This is a genomic window from Variovorax paradoxus (genome assembly GCF_029919115.1).
Classification (GTDB): domain Bacteria; phylum Pseudomonadota; class Gammaproteobacteria; order Burkholderiales; family Burkholderiaceae_C; genus Variovorax; species Variovorax paradoxus_O.
In genome coordinates this window covers 1,447,016-1,461,101 of sequence record NZ_CP123990.1, presented here as the reverse complement: position 1 = coordinate 1,461,101, position 14,086 = coordinate 1,447,016, and the positions used below count along the sequence as shown (strand labels likewise).

The 14,086-nt window shown below is 66.0% G+C and carries 16 protein-coding genes; 1 reads left to right on the top strand and 15 read right to left on the bottom strand.

Features of this window, described 5'->3' with window-relative positions; all coding sequences use genetic code 11:
- Window positions 1–73: 73 nt before the first annotated feature.
- The 14 genes from QHG62_RS07220 to QHG62_RS07155 all read right to left on the bottom strand — a co-directional run bounded on the left by QHG62_RS07220 (window position 74) and on the right by QHG62_RS07155 (window position 12,269).
- On the bottom strand, window positions 74–496 hold the full coding sequence (locus QHG62_RS07220) for a universal stress protein (RefSeq protein ID WP_281150198.1): 423 nt from the start codon (window positions 494–496) through the stop codon (window positions 74–76).
- A 48-nt stretch (window positions 497–544) separates the two neighbouring features.
- Window positions 545–1,129 (bottom strand): hemerythrin domain-containing protein, encoded by a 585-nt coding sequence (locus QHG62_RS07215; protein WP_281150197.1) that lies wholly within the window; start codon window positions 1,127–1,129, stop codon window positions 545–547.
- A 24-nt stretch (window positions 1,130–1,153) separates the two neighbouring features.
- The gene (locus QHG62_RS07210) at window positions 1,154–2,338 is read right to left on the bottom strand and encodes a DesA family fatty acid desaturase (RefSeq protein WP_281150196.1); all 1,185 of its coding nucleotides are present in this window, start codon (window positions 2,336–2,338) and stop codon (window positions 1,154–1,156) included.
- A 91-nt stretch (window positions 2,339–2,429) separates the two neighbouring features.
- On the bottom strand, window positions 2,430–3,140 hold the full coding sequence (locus QHG62_RS07205) for a sulfite exporter TauE/SafE family protein (protein ID WP_281150195.1): 711 nt from the start codon (window positions 3,138–3,140) through the stop codon (window positions 2,430–2,432).
- Window positions 3,141–3,142: 2 nt separating this feature from the next.
- Window positions 3,143–4,555, bottom strand: coding sequence for an oxygen-independent coproporphyrinogen III oxidase (hemN, locus tag QHG62_RS07200; RefSeq protein ID WP_281150194.1), 1,413 nt, complete (start codon window positions 4,553–4,555; stop codon window positions 3,143–3,145).
- On the bottom strand, window positions 4,552–4,803 hold the full coding sequence (locus QHG62_RS07195; RefSeq protein WP_281150193.1) for a hypothetical protein: 252 nt from the start codon (window positions 4,801–4,803) through the stop codon (window positions 4,552–4,554). The genes hemN and QHG62_RS07195 overlap by 4 nt, the downstream gene beginning before the upstream one ends.
- On the bottom strand, window positions 4,800–5,090 hold the full coding sequence (locus tag QHG62_RS07190) for a FixH family protein (RefSeq protein ID WP_281150192.1): 291 nt from the start codon (window positions 5,088–5,090) through the stop codon (window positions 4,800–4,802). Before QHG62_RS07190 ends, QHG62_RS07195 begins: the two co-directional genes overlap by 4 nt.
- 10 nt (window positions 5,091–5,100) lie before the next feature.
- A complete protein-coding gene (ccoG, locus tag QHG62_RS07185) occupies window positions 5,101–6,543 on the bottom strand; it encodes a cytochrome c oxidase accessory protein CcoG (protein ID WP_281150191.1) in 1,443 nt (480 codons plus the stop codon).
- Between the two features lie 10 nt (window positions 6,544–6,553).
- Complete coding sequence (gene ccoP, locus QHG62_RS07180) at window positions 6,554–7,468, bottom strand: cytochrome-c oxidase, cbb3-type subunit III (RefSeq protein ID WP_281150190.1); 915 nt, start codon at window positions 7,466–7,468, stop codon at window positions 6,554–6,556.
- 19 nt (window positions 7,469–7,487) lie between these two features.
- A complete protein-coding gene (locus QHG62_RS07175; protein ID WP_281150188.1) occupies window positions 7,488–7,628 on the bottom strand; it encodes a cbb3-type cytochrome oxidase subunit 3 in 141 nt (46 codons plus the stop codon).
- A gap of 13 nt (window positions 7,629–7,641) precedes the next feature.
- Window positions 7,642–8,271 (bottom strand): cytochrome-c oxidase, cbb3-type subunit II, encoded by a 630-nt coding sequence (gene ccoO / locus QHG62_RS07170; RefSeq protein WP_281150187.1) that lies wholly within the window; start codon window positions 8,269–8,271, stop codon window positions 7,642–7,644.
- Window positions 8,272–8,281: 10 nt separating this feature from the next.
- The gene (gene ccoN, locus QHG62_RS07165) at window positions 8,282–9,721 is read right to left on the bottom strand and encodes a cytochrome-c oxidase, cbb3-type subunit I (RefSeq protein ID WP_281150186.1); all 1,440 of its coding nucleotides are present in this window, start codon (window positions 9,719–9,721) and stop codon (window positions 8,282–8,284) included.
- 65 nt (window positions 9,722–9,786) lie between these two features.
- On the bottom strand, window positions 9,787–9,924 hold the full coding sequence (gene ccoS / locus QHG62_RS07160; RefSeq protein ID WP_258505513.1) for a cbb3-type cytochrome oxidase assembly protein CcoS: 138 nt from the start codon (window positions 9,922–9,924) through the stop codon (window positions 9,787–9,789).
- Window positions 9,924–12,269, bottom strand: coding sequence for a heavy metal translocating P-type ATPase (locus QHG62_RS07155; protein WP_281150185.1), 2,346 nt, complete (start codon window positions 12,267–12,269; stop codon window positions 9,924–9,926). Before QHG62_RS07155 ends, ccoS begins: the two co-directional genes overlap by 1 nt.
- Window positions 12,270–12,367: 98 nt before the next feature.
- Between QHG62_RS07155 and QHG62_RS07150 the strand changes: the two genes are divergently transcribed.
- Window positions 12,368–12,811: a universal stress protein gene (locus QHG62_RS07150; RefSeq protein ID WP_281150184.1), complete on the top strand. Its 444-nt coding sequence runs from the start codon at window positions 12,368–12,370 to the stop codon at window positions 12,809–12,811.
- A gap of 26 nt (window positions 12,812–12,837) precedes the next feature.
- Here QHG62_RS07150 and hmpA read toward each other — a convergent pair whose 3' ends face one another.
- Entirely contained in the window at window positions 12,838–14,022 is a 1,185-nt protein-coding gene (hmpA, locus tag QHG62_RS07145; RefSeq protein WP_281150183.1) for an NO-inducible flavohemoprotein, read from the bottom strand.
- Window positions 14,023–14,086: the final 64 nt, after the last annotated feature.

The following is a 14,086-nucleotide window of genomic DNA, read 5'->3' as shown; positions in this document are numbered from 1 at the left end:
GCGCCCGGCAACACAGTGACAACAGCAAGAGACGGTGGGTAACGCTCCGTGAATGGTTTGTGTCCGGCGTGTATCAGCGCACCAGCAGCACCGGCACCGTGCAGCGGGCCAGCACCTTCATGGCCACCGAGCCCAGCACCAGGTTCGACAGTGCGCCCTCCCCGCGCGAGCCCATCACCAGCAGGTCGGACTTTCCGTGCTCCGCAAATGCCGCTATTTCGTCCGCCGCGTGTCCGACCTTGTGAGCAAACGCCGCCTCTATGCCACGCGCGGCCAGGGCTGCGCGCACGGGCTCCAGCACAACGCGAGCCTCGTCGTCGTAGTAGGTGTGCACGAGGTCGGGCCCAGCAAAAGCCGCAGCCCTGTGCGGCACGGGCAGCACGGCGGTGAAGACGGTGAACGCATGGCCCGCGTTCGACCATTCCTTGTGCGCGCCGATGTAGTCGAGCATGCGGGCGGTGTATTCGCTGCCATCGACTGCGAGAAGAATTTTCATGATGTTCCTTGGTTGATTGTTTGAAGCCGGGCAGCATGCCCGGCGGCGCTAGGCAGCGGGGCCAAGCCCGATGGGCGCCGGCACGATGTTCACGATGCGGGTGAAAAGCGCCTCGTATTCCCGCTCGGGCCGGTAGCCCGTGAGCGGATCGCGGTTCCTGCCGAAGGCCTCGTCGAGCTCGCGCCAGTCTTCGGCGGTGAGCACGCGCTCTGCGAGCGGAAGAATCTCGCGTTCTTCGAGCGACATGTGGTCCAGGTAGAAGTCGACGTACTGCGCCATGGCGGTTTCGAAGGCGGCCCGGCGCGATTCGCCCAGCATCTCGAACGCGAGCAGCGCATGCTCGACATTGCGCACCTTCCGCTCGCCCCAGGCATGGTCGTTGTCGAGCCGGTCCATCAACTCGCGCGAGATCGGCGTTCTGGCGCGCAGCTTTGGAAAGAGCAGTTCGCTCTCCTTGCGGTGATGGCGCTTTTCGGGAAATTCGTCCACGTAGAACAGCATCGCCCGCAGGGCCGCGAAGTCGGGCCGCGTCGCCTTTCGGCGGTGCTGCTCGAGCAGCATGGTGATGGAGCGCAGCATCGCGGCAAGTGCCGCGTGCTCCTGGCGGATGATGCGAATGGTCGCATGGGTCATGAACGGCTCCTGTGCGTGCCCGGCTCAGGCGTAGGAACGAAGGCGCCTGGAGAACTCGGCCAGCGGCGCAATGCCGCTGGCTTCGGCCCGGTGGCACCAGTCCTGCAGCTGCTTGACGAGTTGTTCGCCCGTTGCAGCGGAACGGCTCCACAGCGCAGTCAGTTCCCTGCGCATCGAGTACATGGTGTCCAGCGCATGCGATCCGCGCAAAGCCATTGCAACCCGCGCGCGGCGCGACTCGTCGAGCATGCGTTCGTCCTTGGGAAGCCAGTGCTTCACTGCTTGCAGCGAGCGTGCCTCGCGCGGCGAAAGACGGCGCAGCCGGCCGAACTCTTCGGCGTAGGCCTGCTTGAGGGAACGGCCATAGCTGGAAAGCACGTCGTAGTGGCACCGGATCACCGCCTGCACAGTTTCCAGGTCGACGTTCGGCTTGGGCGCGGCAAGCCGGGCCGTAGGCGCGACGTGCTTCACCGTGGCAAGGCCGAGCGCCTGCAGCACGCGAATGTAGAACCAGCCCACGTCGAACTCGTACCACTTGCTGGAGAGCTTGGCGGAGCTGGGAAAGGCGTGGTGGTTGTTGTGCAGCTCTTCGCCGCCAATCAAGATGCCGATCGGCGAGATGTTGGTGCTGGAATCTTGCGCTTGCCAGTTGCGGTAGCCCCAGTAGTGGCCAATGCCGTTGACCACGCCCGCCGCCCAGAACGGAATCCACGCAATCTGCGTGAGCAGGATGAGCCCGCCCGGCACCACGCCGAAGAGCGCCATGTCGAGCATGCCCATCAACACGATGCCCAGGATCTTGTGGCGCGAATACAGCGTGTGCTCGATCCAGTCGTCCGGCGTGCCGTGGCCGTAGCGTGCAATGGTCTCGGCTACGTTGCTCTCGCGAATGTAGAGAAACACGCCGCCCCACAGCACGCGGGAGAGGCCGAAAACCTGGGGGCTGTGCGGATCTTCGGGCGTGTCGCACTTTGCATGGTGCTTGCGGTGCACGGCCGCCCATTCCTTGGTCACCATGCCGGTGGTCATCCAAAGCCAGAAGCGAAAGAAATGGCTGGCCACCGGATGCAGCTCCAATGCGCGATGCGCCTGGTGGCGATGCAGGAAGATGGTGACAGAGGCGATGGTGACGTGCGTGAGCGCGAGCGCCACGAGCACGGCACCCCACCATGGAAGATCGAAAACTCCGGAGAACAGGACGGATTGCATTGGCACCTCTAGAACAGTGGGGCAATTTTGCGAAGCAGCCGCCCCGGTGCGTTTGATACAGGTCAACAACGCGAGCGGTGCTCGCGCCCGTTCAGCGGCACCAGATGCCGATCTGGTGGCTGAGGTCGGCCCAGAGCGCCTGCAGCGCGACGGCGGCGAGCAACACACCGGCAAGGCGCGCACCCCAGGCCTGGCCTTGGTCTCCGCCGCTACGGCGCAGCCGCTGCCAGAGCCACGGCGCAAGCACCAGCGAGAGACCGCTGCCGATGGCGAACAGAACCATTGCCAGCGCACCCTGCAATGGCCCATTGCCCAAGCTGGCGAGCAGCAGTGCCGAATAGAGCAGCCCGCAAGGCATTGCAACCCACAGCGCGCCGGTTGCCAGCACGCCCCAGGCCGTGCTTGCCGCGTGCGAGCGAAGCCGCATTTCGAGCGTGCGCCCGATGCGCCGCGCCCATGCGGGCTGGCGGCCCGCAATGGCGAGCATGGCACCCCAGGCAAAGACGAACACGTGCAGCAGCATCCAGAGCGGCTTGAGCGCGGCCACTTGCGTGCCGGCCAGCGCCAGGCTGTTGACGCTGGCCGCCGCCAAGGCACCGGCAACGGCGTAGCTCGCGATACGGCCGATGTGAAAAGCCGCCTGCGCAGCCGGTGCGGTGCCGCCCACGGCGCCGGGCCCGGCCGAAAGAGCAACCGGCACGATACGGATCACCGCGGCCGACGCCGCACCGCACATGGCCACGCAGTGCGCCCCCCCGGCCAGGCCCATCAGCAAAGCGGCACCGGCGAGCGCGGCCTGCATGTTCAGACCACGCGCGAAAAGCGGGTGCGGTTGTCGCGGCAATAGCGGTCGAACACCATGGCGATGGCGCGCACCACGAACCATCCCTCGGCGGTCACTTCGACGTCGTGATCGGTAACCCGGACAAAGCCCTGTGCAGCCAGCGGCCCGAGGGCCGCGAATTCAGCGGCAAAGTGGTGCCGAAAATCGATGCGGTGCGCTTCGCCCATGTCGTCCAAGCCCACGCGGCCCTTGCACATCAGCGCCATGATCACGGCGCGCCTCAGCACATCGTCTCGCGAGAGCGCAATGCCGCGGACGACCGGAAGACGGCCCTGGTCGAGCAGGTCGTAGTAGGTATCCACCGTCTTGGCGTTCTGGCTGTAGGTGGTGCCGATGCGGCCGATGGCGGAAACGCCGAGCGCGACCAGGTCGCCCTCGGGCTGGGTGCTGTAGCCCTGGAAATCGCGCTGCAACCGGCCCTGCCGCTTGGCCACGGCCAGCGGATCGTCGGGCAGTGCGAAGTGGTCCATGCCTATGTAGACGTAGCCCGCGGCCGTGAGCGTTGCAATGGCGCTGGAGAGCATGCGCACCCGCATCTGGGCGTCGGGCAGGTCTTCGGCGGCAATGCGACGTTGCGGCTTGAAGCGCTCCGGCAGGTGCGCATAGGCATAGAGCGCAATGCGGTCGGGCCGAAGCTCGCAGACCTGCTCCATGGTGCGCGCGAAAGACGCGTCGTTCTGGCGCGGCAGGCCGTAGATCAGGTCGACGTTGATCGACTTGAAGCCCAGAGCCCGCGCATCGGCCATGAGCGCGAACACCTGGTGCGCCGGCTGGATGCGGTGCACGGCCTTCTGCACGTCGGGGTCGAAGTCTTGCACGCCGAAGCTCAGCCGGTTGAAGCCCAGCGCCGCGAGGTTGGCGAGCCGTGCCGCATCGACAGTGCGGGGATCGATCTCGATGGACTGCTCGCCGCCGGCAGAAAGGTCGAACGATTCGCGCAGCATGGCAAGAAGCCCGCCCAGCTGCGTGTCGCTCAGGAAAGTGGGCGTGCCGCCGCCCAGGTGCAACTGGCTCACGGTGGCGCGGCGGCCGAGCTGCGCGGCCTGGAGCCGCGTTTCGCGCTCCAGGTAGGCCAGGTATTGCACAGCCCTTTCGGGGTGCCGTGTCACAACCTTGTTGCAGGCGCAGTAGTAGCAGAGCGATTCGCAGAACGGAATGTGCACGTAGAGCGAAAGCGGCGGCGCGGAGGCACCGGCATCGCGCCGTGCGCGAAGCGCCGACGCGTAGTCGTCCGCGCCGAAGGCTTCGACGAAGCGGTCCGCGGTGGGGTAGGAGGTATAGCGCGGCCCTGCAACGTCGAACTGCCGCAGCACGGAGGCCGGCAGCGGTGCGGCGCCCGCAACCTGGGCGCGGGCGGTGGAAGGCGATGTCATTGCACACGTCCCGAAAACTCGCGGGGCGGCGATTCGGCCAGCAGCGCGGTGAACGCGCTGGAAGCCGCCGCCATGCCCCAGAAAAGAAAGAAAGCCACGGTGTAGACGCCCTGGCGCGACATCCGCAGCGCCTCGCCGCCCCAGTGCAGGTCGGCCGGATCGACCAGCGCGAACACCAGGATCTCGATGGCGCAGGCCAGCAGGAATGACGGCCACAGGATGCTGATCAACCGGGGCGAGCTGCTCATGGCGCGGCCTCCCGGCGCGGCAGGGGCACGGCTTCGGCCGGCGTTGCCGCGTGGTTTCTGCCGGCGAGCGCGGGCAGCAGCTTCTTGTCGGCCAACGTCTTGTTGATCTCGACGCCGCGGCGGTAGTAGTCTTCCGACACCAGCGGATCGGGCCTGTCCCAGGCGTACCAGAAGGTCACGAAGCTCGCGACCACCACCAGCGCCGGCCCCGCAATCACCATCCACAGCAGGGGATGCCGCCACCATGCGTCTTGCGGCGCCGACAGTTCGTTTCTCGTTGCGTCCATTTCGATTCCTTCAGCGCGGTACAAGGAACACCGCTTTTTCCGACACCTGCACCGCGCCTGCGCCCTCTTCCCTGATGTCGAAGTACACCGTGTGCGAGCCGGCCGATGCCGCGCCATAGGGCACCTGCAGCCGCACGGCCACCCATCGCGACTGGGCGGGGCCCACAGTGATGCGCTCGTCCGGCGAAACGCTCAGCCCTTCGATGCCGTGCGCGGCAATGCGATAGCCGCGCGGCTCTTCGGTGGCGTTCATGATCTGCAGCCGGTAGACGTTCTCGAGCCGGCCGCCCTCCACGATGCGGGCGAGCGATGCCCGGTCGCGCACCACATCGACCTTCAGCGGCGTGCGCGTCACAAGGCTGGCAAGCAGCCCCGCCACCAGCAGCGCGAGCACGGCGGTGTAGACCAGCACGCGGGGGCGCAGCACGCGGCGCACCAGCTGGGCGCGCGTCCAGCCGGCCTCCATGCCGTTTTGCGTGTCGTAGCGGATCAGGCGCGGCGCATAGGCCATCTTCTTCATCACCGTGTCGCAGGCGTCTACGCAAAGTCCGCAGCCAATGCATTCGTATTGCAACCCCTGGCGAATGTCGATGCCCGTGGGGCACACCTGCACACAGAGCCCGCAGTCGATGCAGTCGCCGGCCGCCATGCTGCGCGGATCGGGACCCTTGCGCCGCGGTGCACGCGGCTCGCCGCGCTTCGGGTCATAGGTGACGATGAGGGTGTCGCGGTCGAACATGGCGCTCTGGAAGCGCGCATACGGGCACATGTACTTGCACACCTGCTCACGCATGAAACCCGCGTTGCCGTAGGTCGCGAATCCGTAGAAGAAAACCCAGAACACCTCCCACGAGCCCATGCGGGTCTGCAGGAAAGCCATGCCCAGCTCGCGGATGGGCGTGAAGTAGCCCACGAAGGTAAAGCCCGTCCACAGCGCAATGCCGATCCACACCAGGTGCTTGAACCACTTCTTCACCAGCTTCTCGGCCGACATCGGCTCGGCGTCGAGCCGCATGCGCGCGGTGCGGTTGCCCTCTATCTTGTGCTCCACCCACATGAAGATCTCGGTGTACACCGTCTGCGGACAGGCATAGCCGCACCACAGCCGTCCGGCCACGGCGGTAAAGAGAAAGAGCGCCAGCGCGCTGACCACCAGCAGGCCGGAAAGATAGATCAGGTCCTGCGGATACAGCACCAGGCCGAAGATGTAGAAGCGCCGCGCCGCAAGGTCGAACAGCACAAGCTGCCGCTCGCCCCACTGCGCCCAGGGCATGCCGTAGAAGACCAGCTGGGTAAGAAAGACCATTGCCCAGCGCCAGCGCGCGAACATGCCGCGAACGCTGCGCGGGTAGATCTTCTTCGTGGCCTCGTACAAGCCCACCGCTTCCGGCTCTGCGGCAGCAATGGGAATGATCTTTCGCGGGGCCGGTCTCGCGGGTACCGATGAGTTCATGGCGTCGCCTTCAGGGCCCCGCAACGGGTGCGTTCGAAAGCCCCCAGACGTATGCGGAAAGCAGCTTGATCTGCGCTTCGGTCAGCCGGCCTTCCTGGGCGGGCATCTGGCTGTGCTTGCCGGCATTGACGATCTGCACGATGGCTGCCTCGCCATAGCCGTGGAGCCAGACCTTGTCGCTCAGGTTGGGCGCACCCACAGCCTGGTTGCCGACGCCGCCAATGCCATGGCAGGCCGCGCACACCGTGAACTTCGACTTTCCGAGGCCCGCGCGCACCGAATCGTGCGGCTCGCCCGAAAGGCTCAGCACGTAGTTGGCCAGGTTCTTCACGTCGTCTTGCGAGCCCACTGCCGCAGCCATGGGAGGCATCACGCCGGTGCGGCCCTTGGTAATGCTCTCGGCAATCTTCTCGGGCGTGCCGCCGTGCAGCCAATCCTTGTCGGTCAGGTTGGGAAAGCCCTTGCTGCCGCGTGCATCGGAGCCGTGGCATTGCGAACAGTTGTTCATGAAAAGCCGCTCGCCGATGGCCATGGCCTTCGGGCTGCGGGCAACCTCTTCCGCGGGCATGTTGTCGAAGGCCGCATACACGGGTGCCAACGCCTGGTTGGCCTTTGCCACTTCGGTGCCGTACTCCGACTCGGTGCTCCAGTTGGCCTGGCCGCTGAAACTGCCCAGGCCCGGAAAGATCACCAGGTAGCCGGCCGAAAAGAAGATGGTCAGCACGAAGAGCCCCACCCACCACATCGGCAGCGGGTTGTTGGCTTCGCGCAGGTCTTCGTCCCACACGTGGCCCGTGGTGTTGTCGGCATCGGACGGCACGCGCTTGCGGGCGGTGAGCCACAACAGCAGCATGCATCCGAGAATGCTCAGCACGGTGCCGGCGGCAATGTAGTTGGACCAGAAGTTGTTGACGAAATCGCTCATCGGGGGCCCCTCTTCTTCTTCAGTCTTGCTCGAACGGCAGGCGGGCGGCTTCCTCGAAGCGGGCCGTGTTGCGGCGGGCGAACGCCCACGCCACGATGCCCACGAAGAGCGCAAAGCACAGAACGGTTGCGGCAACGCGCAGGGTGGTGATGTCGGTCATGGTTCGGTGCTTCCTACTTGAGCGTGAGGCCCAGCGATTGCAGGTACGCCACCGTGGCGTCCAGCTCTGTCTTGCCGCGAACCTCTTCGGCGGCGCTGGCAATTTCTTCGTCGGTGTACGGAACACCGACCCTGCGCAGAGCGCGCATGCGGCGCGGAATGGCTTCGGAGTCGACCAGGCTCTTGCCGAGCCACGGATAGGCCGGCATATTCGACTCGGGCACAAGGTCGCGCGGGTTGTTCAGGTGAATGCGTTGCCATTCGTCGCTGTACTTGCCGCCCACCCGGTGCAGGTCGGGGCCGGTGCGCTTGCTGCCCCACTGAAACGGGTGGTCGTACACGAACTCGCCCGCCACCGAGTAATGGCCGTAGCGCAGCGTTTCCGAGCGAAACGGACGGATCATCTGCGAGTGGCAGTTGTAGCAGCCCTCGCGCAGGTACACGTCGCGGCCCGCAAGCTGCAGCGCCGTGGGCGGCTTCAGGCCCTGGACGGCCTCGGTGGTCGACTTCTGGAAGAACAGCGGCACGATCTCGACCAGCCCGCCAATGGCCACCACCACCAGGATGAGCACGATCATCAGCAGGTTGTTGGTTTCCACCTTCTCGTGCGTGAAGCCGGTCTTGGTTTCGGTTTTCGTATTCATGGCTGCTTTCTCAGGCGTGGGCAATGGCGGCGGCCGGAATCACGGCGCGCACCGAGCGGCCGGAGATGACGGTCATCCACACGTTCCAGGCCATGACCAGCATTCCGCCGAGGTACAGCAGGCCGCCGACCAGCCGCACCAGGTAGAACGGGAACGTGGCCTTCACGCTCTCGACAAAGGTGTAGGTGAGCGTGCCGTCGGGGTTGATGGCGCGCCACATCAGGCCCTGCATCACGCCGGCAATCCACATGGCCGCGATGTACAGCACGATGCCGATGGTGGCCACCCAGAAGTGGGCTTCGATGGCCTTGACGCTGTACATCTCGGTGCGGCCGTACATGCGCGGTATCAGGTAGTAGAGCGAACCCATGGTGATGAAGCCCACCCAGCCCAGCGCGCCGGCATGCACGTGGCCCACGGTCCAGTCGGTGTAGTGGCTCAGGGCGTTGACGGTCTTGATGGACATCATCGGGCCCTCGAAGGTCGCCATGCCGTAGAACGAGAGCGCAACAATCAGGAAGCGCAGGATCGGGTCGGTGCGCAGCTTGTGCCATGCGCCCGAGAGCGTCATCACGCCGTTGATCATTCCGCCCCAGCTGGGTGCCAGCAGGATGAGCGAGAACACCATGCCGAGCGATTGCGTCCAGTCGGGCAGCGCGGTGTAGTGCAGGTGATGCGGGCCGGCCCACATGTAGGTGAAGATCAGCGCCCAGAAGTGGACGATGGAAAGCCGGTACGAATACACCGGGCGCGCAGCCTGCTTGGGGATGTAGTAGTACATCATTCCGAGGAAGCCCGCCGTGAGGAAGAAGCCCACCGCGTTGTGCCCGTACCACCACTGCACCATGGCGTCCTGCACACCGGCATAGGCCGAATAGCTCTTCATCCAGCCGGCAGGAATTTCTGCGCTGTTGACGATGTGCAGCAGCGCCACGGCAATGATGAACGCGCCGAAGAACCAATTGGCAACGTAGATGTGGCGCACCTTGCGAACGCCGATGGTTCCGAAGAACACCACCGCGTAGGCCACCCACACCACTGCGATGAGGATGTCGATGGGCCATTCGAGTTCGGCGTATTCCTTGCCCGTGGTGTAGCCAAGCGGCAGGCTGATGGCCGCGGCCACGATCACCGCCTGCCAGCCCCAGAACACGAATGATGCGAGCCCCGGCGCAAACAGCCGCACCTGGCAGGTACGCTGCACCACGTGAAAGCTGGTGGCCATGAGCGCGCAACCGCCAAACGCGAAGATCACCGCGTTGGTGTGCAGCGGGCGCAAGCGTCCGTAGCCGAGCCATGGAATGCCGAGGTTGAGCTCGGGCCAGGTCAGCTGCGAGGCGATGATCACGCCGACGAGCATGCCGACCACGCCCCAGACCACGGACATGAGGGCGAACTGCCGCACGACGGTGTCGTCGTAGACCGCTGCGGGGGGATTGGGTTCTTGCATCGTGGTGCCTGTTGATGAACTGCAGGCAGTGTCTCTTTGCAACCCGACACAGGGTTTGATGCAGATCAATCGCCGCGCAGGATCCGGTCGGCCTCGACGTCGACGTCTTCGAACTGGCCGCGCTCGATGGCCCACCACAGCCCGCCGAGAATGACGAGAACCAGCATGACCGACAGCGGAATGAGGAGAAAGAGGATGTCCATCAGCGCGCCGCTCCACTCGCTCGCGCGTTGCCCGGGTCGGCGAGCCGCGCCGCGTTGACCACCACCACCAGCGAACTGGCGGCCATGCCAAGGCCCGCCAGCCATGCGGGCAGCCATCCCGCCACGGCCAGCGGCACGCACAGGGCGTTGTACCCGGCGGCCCAGGCAAGGTTCTGGCGCACCACGCGAAGCGTCCGGCGCGCCTGCGCAATGGTGCGTGGAATGGCCTCCAGCGCATCGCCGAGCACCACGAAGTCGGCCCGCGCGCGCGAAAGCGGCACCGCGTTGCCGAAAGCGAAGGATGCATTTGCGCGTGCCAGCGAAGGACCGTCGTTGAGGCCGTCGCCCACCATTGCGACTTGCCGGCCCTCCGCCTGCAGGCGCCACAGGGCCTCCAGCTTGTCTTCGGGCCTGCAATCGCCCTGCGCAAATTCGATGCCGGCGCGGGCGGCAATCTCGCGGGCGGCGCTGTCGCGGTCGCCCGAAAGCAGGCGCACCGTGATGCCCTCCGCCTGCAGCGCCGCCACGGCGGAGGCTGCATCGGCGCGCAGTTCTTCAGCGAGCACGAAGCTCGCGATCCAGCCATGCTCATCGCACAGGTGAACCTGCGGCGCGTCGACCTTGAGCGGCGTCACCCCGCAGTAGCCTGCGGAGCCGAGCCGCACACGTTGTGCGGTGCCCTCGTCGCCGAAGCCGCGGCACAAAAGGCCTTCGAGGCCAAGGCCCGCGCGTTCGGCCGGCTGCGTCACGTTCCACGCAGGCGGCGTGCGGAACTGCGCATTCCATGCGTTCACCAGCGCACGCGCCCCGGGGTGAAGGGAATGCGCGCCGAGCGCCGCGCCTATCTCCAGCGCATCGCCGGGGCGCAGGCCCTGGCGGCAATACACGCGTTCGAGGCGCGGCGTGTCGCCGGTCAAGGTGCCCGTCTTGTCGAAAACCACCGTATCCACGGCTGCCAGCGCTTCGAGCGCCTGCAGGTTCGATGTGAGCACGCCGCCGCGGGCGAGTGCGCCCGCGCTGGTGAGCATGGCTGCTGGGGTGGCAAGCGACAGCGCGCAAGGGCAAGTCACGATGAGCACCGCCACAGCCACCATCAAGGCCTTTCCGGTGTCTGCATGCCACCAGAACGCTGCAGCGCCCGCCGCCGACAACAGCACCAGAACAAGAAACGGCCGCGCGATGCGATCGGCCAGCTGGGCCAGCCGCGGCTTGCTTGATGCGGCGCTTTCCATCAGCCGGACGATCTGCGCGAAGCGGGTGCCCTCGCCCACCGATTCGATGCGCACCTGGACGGTGGCCGAAAGGTTGTGGCTGCCCGCGAGAACGCGTTCACCGCATGTGCGCGGCACCGGGCGCGATTCGCCGGTGAGCAGCGCCTCGCCGGTGCTGGTGTTGCCGTCGATCAGCACGCCATCCGCTGGAAAGGCCTCGCCCGGCAGCACGCGCACCACGTCGCCCACCGCCAGGCGGCCGACGGCCACGCGTTGCCAGCCGCACCCTGCGCCGAGCCGATCGATGCTGTCGGGCAGGCGGTTCATCACCGCGTCGAGCGAGCCGGCGGTGCGGTCCCGCAGCCGCGCCTCGAGCCAACGGCCGGTGAGCAGGAAGAACACGAACATGGTGAGCGAATCGAAAAACACCTCGGCGCCCAGCACGCCCCCACTGTCGAAGGTGGCCGCGGTGCTGACGGCAAAGGTAATGCCGATGCCGAAGGCAACGGGCACGTCCATGCCGATGCGCGCATGGCGAAGGTCATTCCATGCGCTGCGAAAAAATGGCCCGCATGAAAAGAACAGCACCGGCAGCGTGAGCACCCAGGAGGCCCAGCGAAGCAACTGCGCTGCGTCGGCCGTCATTTCCCCGGGCTGCGCGATGTAGGCCGGGTAGGCATACATCATGACCTGCATCATGCAAAAGCCCGACACCAGCCAGCGCCAAAGCGCAAGGCGCAGGTCCCTTGCACGACCCTCGCGGGCAGAGCTGTTCGAAGCCGGCAACAGCGGGTATCCGGCCGCGGCCGCGGCCTCGAACCAGCGCGAAGGGCGCGTGGCCGCAGCCGACCACACCACGCGGGCACGCCGGTTCGCGGCGTTGACCTGCGCTTCGAGCACGCCCGGCACTTGCAGCAAGGCGGCTTCGACGGTGAACGCGCAAGCGGCGCAGTGCATGCCCTCGACCACGGTCTGCGATTCCCATCGGCCCGTGGCCGCATCGCCTTCGGCAAGGCGGCTGAATGCCGGCCATTCGATGGGATCGTCCAATACCCGCAACGCCTCGCCGGAGGCCGGCGTGGCTGAAGAAGCCGGTGAGGAAGGCGGCGAAAACGGGGCGAGCGCTGCTTGCATCGGGCAAGGCTAAGGGCGGCCGCCAAGACGCCCTTTGATCTGCATCAACCCCCGCAGCCGCCGCGTTCCTAAGCTGGGCGCAATCTTCGGAGCCCCTCATGTTCAAACGCATCCTCGTCGCCACGGACGGTTCGACGCTCTCCAAAAAAGCCGTGACGAGCGCCATTGCGCTGGCCGCCAGGCACGACGCCGACCTGGTGGCGATCAACGTGATTCCGCGCTACCCCAAAGGCTACTTCGATGGTGCAGTGGCCTTCTCGCCCGAGGACATCGGCCGCGTCGAAAGGCAATGGGCCGAAAAAGCCCAGGCCATGCTCGACACCGTGAAATCGCGCGCCGAGCAAAGCGGCGTGCGAATCAAGACTGCGACGGTCAACTCCGACCTCGTGGCGGAATCGATCGTCGCCGCCGCAAAAAAGCACAAGAGCGACCTGATCGTGATGGCCTCGCACGGCCGCAAGGGCATCAAGCGCCTGCTGCTGGGCAGCGAGACGCAGCACGTGCTGGCGCACTCGGCGCTGCCCGTGCTTGTGCTCCGATAGGCGCTGCCAGTGCCCCGCTCGCTGCTTTATGCCTCGAGCGCTTCGAGCGGGCCGAAGAATTCGTAGCGCAATTGCTGCTTCGGCACGCCCAGTTCGAGGCTGTTGGCATACACCGCCTTCATGAAAGGCTTGGGGCCGAGAAAATACAGGTCGACATCGCGGTCGGCGGGCAGTTGCTGCCCAAGCAGTTCGCGCGTGACAAAGCCGGTTGCATGCGGCCGGTCGGATTCACGCGGCGTGTCGTACACGTAGAGCGGCTTCACGTTGGCATGCTGCGCCGCCAGTGCGTCGACCCGTTCGCGGAAAGCGTGAGCGCCGCCATGCCGCGCCGCATGAATGAAGTGCACCGGCCGCCCGGTGTGCGCCACGGATTCGAGCATGCTCATGGCCGGCGTAATGCCGACGCCGCCCGTTACCAGAACCAACGGACGCGACTGCTTGCCCGAGGGCTGGAGCACGAAGTCGCCGCAGGGCGCCTGCGCTTTCAGAATCGTTCCGACAGTCGCGCTCTCGTGCAGCCAGTTCGAGGCACGGCCGCCCTCTTCCTGCTTGACGCTGATGCGGTACCAGGGCTTGCCCGGCGCATCGGACAGCGAATAATTGCGCCTGAGCGGCTCGCCGCCGATGTTGAGCACCAGCGTGAGGTATTGGCCGGGCGAAAAGGCGAGCAGCGGGCCGCCGTCGACGGGCTCCAGGTAGAAAGACGTGATGACTTCGCTCTCTTTCTCGCGGCGGGCCACGCGAAACTCGCGCTCGCCGCGCCATCCGCCGGTCTGGGCGGCGTTGTTGCGGTAGACCTCTTCTTCGGCGGCAATCAGGATTGCCGCGAGCGACTCGTAGGCCTCGCCCCATGCGGCAATGATCTCGTCGGTTGCAGCGTCGCCAAGCACGTCCTTGATGGCCTGCAGCAGGCAGCCGCCGACCACCGGATAGTGCTCGGGCAGCACCCCCAGCGCTGCATGCTTCTGAATGATGCGCGGCAGCGCACCGGCAATTTCGTCGAGCCGGTCGATGTGCATGGCATAGGCCAGCACCGCACCGGCGAGCGCGCGTGCCTGGCTGCCGGCGGCCTGGTGCGCCTCGTTGAAGAACGCCTTCACTTCCGGATGGCCCTCGAACATGATCCGGTAGAAGTGGCTGGTGATGGCCTCCCCGTGCGCCTGCAGTGCGGGTACGGTGGCTTTGACGATGGCGATGGTCTGGGGGTTCATCTGTGGCTCGGGATCGGCTGTTGAGATGCTTCTTCTCTCTCACGATCCGTGCCAGGCATGGCCA